This window comes from Microcystis sp. M53602_WE12 (assembly GCF_030065455.1).
Taxonomy (GTDB): Bacteria; Cyanobacteriota; Cyanobacteriia; order Cyanobacteriales; family Microcystaceae; genus Microcystis; species Microcystis aeruginosa.
Genome location: NZ_JASJFB010000090.1, coordinates 1 through 1,816, shown reverse-complemented (window position 1 = coordinate 1,816; position 1,816 = coordinate 1). Strand labels below are relative to the sequence as shown.

At 45.3% G+C, this 1,816-nt stretch carries 6 protein-coding genes; 4 read left to right on the top strand and 2 right to left on the bottom strand.

All coding sequences use genetic code 11. From position 1 onward, the window contains the following. Nucleotides 1-174: 174 nt before the first annotated feature. From PX482_RS03865 to PX482_RS03855, 3 genes are all read left to right on the top strand, one after another. Nucleotides 175-471, top strand: coding sequence for a hypothetical protein (locus PX482_RS03865; RefSeq protein WP_155120380.1), 297 nt, complete (start codon nt 175-177; stop codon nt 469-471). Between the two features lie 112 nt (nt 472-583). Then, the gene (locus PX482_RS03860) at nt 584-814 is read left to right on the top strand and encodes an addiction module protein (protein WP_002758583.1); all 231 of its coding nucleotides are present in this window, start codon (nt 584-586) and stop codon (nt 812-814) included. Beyond that, a complete protein-coding gene (locus PX482_RS03855) occupies nt 811-1,101 on the top strand; it encodes a type II toxin-antitoxin system RelE/ParE family toxin (protein WP_002758582.1) in 291 nt (96 codons plus the stop codon). The genes PX482_RS03860 and PX482_RS03855 overlap by 4 nt, the downstream gene beginning before the upstream one ends. A 209-nt stretch (nt 1,102-1,310) precedes the next feature. On the opposite strand, the gene PX482_RS03850 is transcribed toward PX482_RS03855, so the two are convergent. After that, a complete protein-coding gene (locus PX482_RS03850) occupies nt 1,311-1,508 on the bottom strand; it encodes a hypothetical protein (RefSeq protein WP_002758581.1) in 198 nt (65 codons plus the stop codon). 2 nt (nt 1,509-1,510) lie between these two features. Continuing rightward, the gene (locus tag PX482_RS03845; RefSeq protein ID WP_288122081.1) at nt 1,511-1,729 is read right to left on the bottom strand and encodes a hypothetical protein; all 219 of its coding nucleotides are present in this window, start codon (nt 1,727-1,729) and stop codon (nt 1,511-1,513) included. A gap of 31 nt (nt 1,730-1,760) precedes the next feature. Between PX482_RS03845 and PX482_RS27610 the strand changes: the two genes are divergently transcribed. Beyond that, nucleotides 1,761-1,816 (top strand): helix-turn-helix domain-containing protein (locus PX482_RS27610; RefSeq protein WP_072024880.1); only part of this gene is annotated, 56 nt, incomplete at its 3' end.

The following is a 1,816-nucleotide window of genomic DNA, read 5'->3' as shown; positions in this document are numbered from 1 at the left end:
TTTGCTAATAAACATAGCAAAATTATAGATGATTTCCTGACCTAAGATCACATTTTATTCTTTTTTCCACTTCAATCTAAGAATTGAGAAAAAAGCAAAACCTTATATTATACCATAAAAAAATTATGCAAGAGGTCTATTGATACGCTGCGTCCTATCCTTGAGAGAGTTGGGATGCTAGCCAATGCTTCTGACAAAATCGAATTAGGGTTACTTCCATACAAACCAGCCTTTGGCATAGTGGTGATCGACCCTGATGAGCCGTATGGACGAATAATCGTTGAAATGTACCCACACCACTCTGATTCGTTTGCCCCTACTTTTGAGTTGCGACCCGATCGAGATCCTCACTGGTATAAACATTTTAGAGAGCAATTTGAGAACTTGTGGAATGGTTGTGGGCAAAGGCACTTTTCAGGAGTAGAGGTGCATAAATTAGTCGAAGAGGTGCGAAATGTTTCGAGCAACTAACCAAGCCGTATAATGTGGGATCTGAGGTGGACGATTGCTTCCTCAAATTCGTCTCATGTCAAAGTTTGATACAATTCATTCAGGATTGAGCCTTCTGCGAGGGATGGGGACTATGCGATCAATTGAGCAACTGACTGAGGAAATATTGTCGCTGCCTAGCGAATCAAGAGCATTCCTAGCAGACAAGTTGGTGGAAAGCTTGGAATTCGATACCGACTCAGCAATTCAGGCAGTTTGGGTAACTGAAGCCAAGCGCCGAAGAGATGAGGTGCGAGATGGTTCTATTCAACCAATTCCAGGCGAAGACGCTTTAGCCCAAGTCAGACGGCTGATTGAGCCATGAGGTACGTATTTCATCCTGAAGCCCTGAATGAATACGCTGAAGCAGTTCAATACTACACAGAGCAGAGAGTTGAGGTTGCTCAAGCGTTCATAAACGCGATCGAGGATACAGTTTATCGGATCAGGGAGTCTCCAACCCGTTACGCTGCAATTGATGAAGATGTTCGGCGGTGTATGGCGCGTAAGTTTCCTTACGGTGTTCTCTACACAATTGAGCAAGACTACATTCTGATTTTGGCAGTCATGCATTGCAGTCGTGAGCCTGGATACTGGAAAAATCGCAAGTAATTGAAGTTGCCATCTGCCTAACTTCACCGTTGGCCAGCATCCCAGAAGACTTTCAGTATCCAGAAGACATACTCGATTTTGTTGAAAGCGGGCCGGGTGGTAAGGAGATGATTTGACAGGGTGAGACTTCAGACGTTCGACAAAACGAACGTCTGAAGTCTCACGGCAACTGCGTGGTCGCAACCTTAAGCGTGATTATCGGGTAACGACTATTTCCTCGATAGAAAACCGACAGACACCCCGAAATGGAGATTACCGATGCCCAATCCCCAACCCGCTCCCGATAGGGGTTCACCTTTAAGAGAAAAGGATATGACCCCACCAGATAACAAACCCGTGATCTGACAGATGAGAAACCAATGTAACAGACGACGGCGTTCTCGATCGATCGCACCCTGTAGGATCAAGGTTAGGTCATCTGTTCTGGTTCCTTCTTGGTACGTTGGATCAGCTTCTTTGCGATTAATTCTGGGGATTGTTTGAGAGAATCGAGGGACTCCTCGACCACGCGACCAGATTGTTCTACCTGGGACCTTAGACCGGGGACGCTGAAATTGCGTTCTTTCATCGAAAATTTGGGTCTGAAACCCCGTCGTTCTACGACGGCTTTACTGTTAAATATGAGCATCGTTTACGAAATATATGCTAAAATGTGAGACATGGAAAAAGCCTACTCGTTCCGATTTTACCCCACACCCGAACAAGAGTCGCTATT

What these genes read in the sequence shown, in the direction of transcription:
- PX482_RS03865 (WP_155120380.1), top strand. Translation starts at nt 175, where the DNA reads ATGCTAGCCAATGCTTCTGACAAAATCGAATTAGGGTTACTTCCATAC.
- PX482_RS03845 (WP_288122081.1), bottom strand. Translation starts at nt 1,729, where the DNA reads ATGCTCATATTTAACAGTAAAGCCGTCGTAGAACGACGGGGTTTCAGA.
- PX482_RS03860 (WP_002758583.1), top strand. Translation starts at nt 584, where the DNA reads ATGCGATCAATTGAGCAACTGACTGAGGAAATATTGTCGCTGCCTAGC.
- PX482_RS03855 (WP_002758582.1), top strand. Translation starts at nt 811, where the DNA reads ATGAGGTACGTATTTCATCCTGAAGCCCTGAATGAATACGCTGAAGCA.